At 51.6% G+C, this 3,430-nt stretch carries 3 protein-coding genes; 2 read left to right on the plus strand and 1 reads right to left on the minus strand.

All coding sequences use genetic code 11. The annotated features are described in order from the left end of the window. The first annotated feature begins 418 nt into the window (after positions 1–418). Both RTM06_RS22715 and RTM06_RS22720 read left to right on the plus strand, forming a co-directional pair. On the plus strand, positions 419–1,207 hold the full coding sequence (locus RTM06_RS22715; protein WP_256697035.1) for a formate/nitrite transporter family protein: 789 nt from the start codon (positions 419–421) through the stop codon (positions 1,205–1,207). Between the two features lie 111 nt (positions 1,208–1,318). Beyond that, positions 1,319–1,672 carry a YfeC-like transcriptional regulator gene (locus RTM06_RS22720; protein WP_256697036.1) on the plus strand — a complete coding sequence of 118 codons (354 nt, stop codon included), beginning with the start codon at positions 1,319–1,321 and terminating at the stop codon, positions 1,670–1,672. Positions 1,673–1,707: 35 nt separating this feature from the next. Here the strand turns inward: RTM06_RS22720 and gltX are convergent, their stop codons facing one another. Further along, positions 1,708–3,129 (minus strand): glutamate--tRNA ligase, encoded by a 1,422-nt coding sequence (gltX, locus tag RTM06_RS22725; RefSeq protein ID WP_312184801.1) that lies wholly within the window; start codon positions 3,127–3,129, stop codon positions 1,708–1,710. Positions 3,130–3,430: the final 301 nt, after the last annotated feature.

A 3,430-nucleotide genomic window follows, 5' to 3' on the forward strand; every position in this document is an offset into this window, starting at 1 on the left:
AACCGCTGACCTCTTGCATGCCATGCAAGCGCTCTCCCAGCTGAGCTATACCCCCGAACCGAAAAACTGCCGAGTAAACTCGACGGACGGGATAATATGAAACCGCCCCTTGAGTGTCAACGTCAAATTCTCGTTCTGTGTTTGATCGCTGAAAAAGGCGTCAACCCCGCGTCAGCATGGCTTTTTTTTCGACACGCCATCCCAAATCGCTTCTATTTATATGCGCTATCCAACAATGCTCACCAAACCCAACCTCAACCCAGCGTTAATTTAAGGTTAAAGATGTTAGGAGCGGTCTTGTTTTCGTTAAAAGTGCGTGTAAAACTTAGCGCGCTAATTAACCGGTCATCCTGCCAGGGTGTTCTCTCAATGACCGGCCAGCAACGTCCCCCATTAATCCATATAAGAAAAGTGAATTATGTCGCTGCATACACCTAAAGAGATCGCCCAACTGGCGATTCAAGCTGGCGTGACTAAAAGCCGCCTTCCCATCTCCACCTTGTTAATTCTTGGCTTTATGGCCGGTGCGTTTATCGCTACCGGTTTTTTGCTTGATCTGCATGTCATTAACCAACTGCCTGCTGAATGGGGCTCATTCGGCGTGCTGCTCGGCGCAGCGGTGTTCCCGGTTGGTTTGATCATGACGGTGCTGGCGGGCGGTGAGCTGCTGACCGGCAATATGATGACGATGCCCATCGCCTGGTTCGCGCGTCGCATCAGTGGCTTCAGCGTACTGCGTAACTGGTTTTGGGTGACCGTCGCTAATTTTATTGGCAGCGTTGCGGTAGCATGGTTTTTTGGTCACATGCTGGGCATGACCGAGGGCGATTACCTGAAGAAAACCGTGGCAATTGCGCACGCTAAAGTGAATGCCGATTTCCTGCACGCCTTTATTTCCGGGGTGGGCTGCAACTGGCTGGTGTGTCTGGCGGTGTGGCTCGCCTTCGCCAGTAAAGATGTGGTGGGTAAAATCTTCGGTATGTGGTTCCCGGTAATGGCGTTCGTGGCGATTGGCTTCCAGCACGTTGTCGCTAACATGTTTATTGTTCCGGCGGCGATTTTTGCCGGTCAGATGAGCTGGGCGGAATTTGCGCCAAACGTGATTGCGGTGTTCCTTGGTAACGGCGTGGGTGGTGCAATTTTTGTTGGTCTCACCTATTTCATCGCTTTCCGTCCGGAACAACCCGCAGTGAGCGAAGCACAATAACCGAATTTTGCCTTTTGTTGGAGTACAGAAGGCATTTTCTACCCAGGTTACTTTTCCCCGTTACGTTTTGTTGTAATATGTAGAACTAATGTATTTAACAGGGACTGCATCGTGAAAAAGGAATGGCTTACTCCCGAGGAGCTCGCGCTGGAAACGGGCTACAGTCGGCAAACGGTGAATAAATGGATCAAGCGTGAAAACTGGACAACCACGCCAAAGCCCGGTGTTCAGGGCGGTAAAGCGCGATTGATCCACATTGATGAGCGCGTAAAGAGCTTTGTTCAATCCACCCGCCACGCTAACGAACCCGCGGCTAATTACGGTGCACAACAAAATACGTTACCTGCGTTATTAATAAATTCTGTCCAGCAAATGACGGCAGCGGAGCAAGAGCAATTTGCGGCGTTGTTACTGCGGGAGGGAATTCGAGGCGTACTGGAACGTCTGGGGATTCAGGAAGCATAAATAAGCCGGAAGCAGATGCTTCCGGCTTTTTCATATTATGCGTTTGCTTCACGCTCAGCGATGAATGCCAGCGCTTTCTCAATACGCGCAACGCTGCGGCTGCGTCCAATCGCTTCTACCGTCACATCCAGCGCCGGTGACTGGCCTGAACCGGTCACCGCCACACGCAGTGGCATTCCAACTTTACCCATGCCCAGCTCCAGCTCATCTGCCGCAGACTGAATTGCATGATGTACATTCTCAGCGTTCCAGTTGCTGTCGCTGATGGCGCCCAGTTTGTCGCGTACCACTTCCAGCGGCTGACGCGCGACCGGACGCAGGTGCTTCTTCGCAGCGTCAGCATCAAAGGCTTCAAACTCTTCATAGAAGTAACGGCAAGATGCCGCGATCTCTACCAGAGTTTTGCAACGCTCGCCCAGCAAGGTAACCAGCTTGGCCAGTTCTGGACCAGTGCGGGTATCAATCTTCTGCTGCTCAATGTGCCATTGCAGCTGCGTAGCAACATATTCTGGCGGCAGCGTATTAATGTAGTGATGGTTCAGCCACTGCAATTTTTCAGTGTTGAAAGCACTGGCCGATTTGCTCACCGCATCCAGTGTGAACAGCTCTGCCATTTCCGGCACGCTGAAAATCTCCTGATCGCCATGTGACCAGCCGAGGCGCACCAGATAGTTGAGCAGCGCTTCCGGCAGATAACCGTCATCGCGATACTGCATCACACCGACAGCGCCATGACGCTTAGACAGCTTCTTACTGTCATCGCCAAGGATCATTGAGACGTGCGCATAGGTTGGCACTTCTGCACCGATCGCTTTCAGGATGTTGATCTGGCGTGGCGTGTTGTTGATATGGTCTTCACCACGAATCACGTGAGTGATGCCCATATCCCAGTCATCCACTACTACACAGAAGTTGTAGGTTGGCGAACCGTCGGTACGACGAATGATCAGATCATCCAGCTCCTGATTGCTGAATTCAATCGGGCCACGAATCTGATCGTCAAAGATGACAGAACCATCCTGCGGGTTGCGGAAGCGCACCACGCACGGCTCATCAGCAGCGTGATGTTCATGGCTGTCGCGGCAGCGGCCGTCGTAACGCGGCTTTTCGCCTTTTTCCATCTGCTCTTCACGCAGCGCATCAAGACGTTCTTTACTGCAGTAGCATTTATAGGCCGTGCCCGCTTCCAGCATGTCGTCGATCACCGCGTTGTAGCGATCAAAACGCTTGGTCTGATAATACGGACCTTCATCCCAGTTAAGGCTCAGCCAGTTCATGCCATCCATGATGGCTTCAATGGCTTCCGGTGTGGAACGCTCCAGATCGGTATCTTCGATACGCAGAACAAATTCGCCCTGGTTATGGCGAGCATAAAGCCAGGAGTAAAGAGCAGTACGAGCACCGCCTACGTGCAGATAGCCGGTTGGGCTGGGTGCGAAGCGAGTTTTGATTTTCATTCAGCATTGCCTTAAATGCGCAGGTTTCATTGTCTGGATGACAAAAAAACGGGTTAACGCGAAAAAACAGTGCGCACATTCTAGCAGGTGAGGCTGATTCCTCAATGATTGTCGCGGTGGCATCCCGGTTTGCTGTGCGCTTTTCTGCTAATAAAACCAGCACATTGGCGAAAAGCACCCCACGATGATTATTTTTAAAGCGAACGCACATTTAAGTTTTAAAAACCGTTGACTCACTTTGAAGGATCCCTATAATGCGACTCCACACAGCGGGGGTGATTAGCTCAGTTGGTAGAGCATC

The sequence above is a fragment of the Pantoea sp. CTOTU46764 genome (assembly GCF_031974595.1).
In the GTDB taxonomy this organism is placed as follows: domain Bacteria; phylum Pseudomonadota; class Gammaproteobacteria; order Enterobacterales; family Enterobacteriaceae; genus Pantoea; species Pantoea trifolii.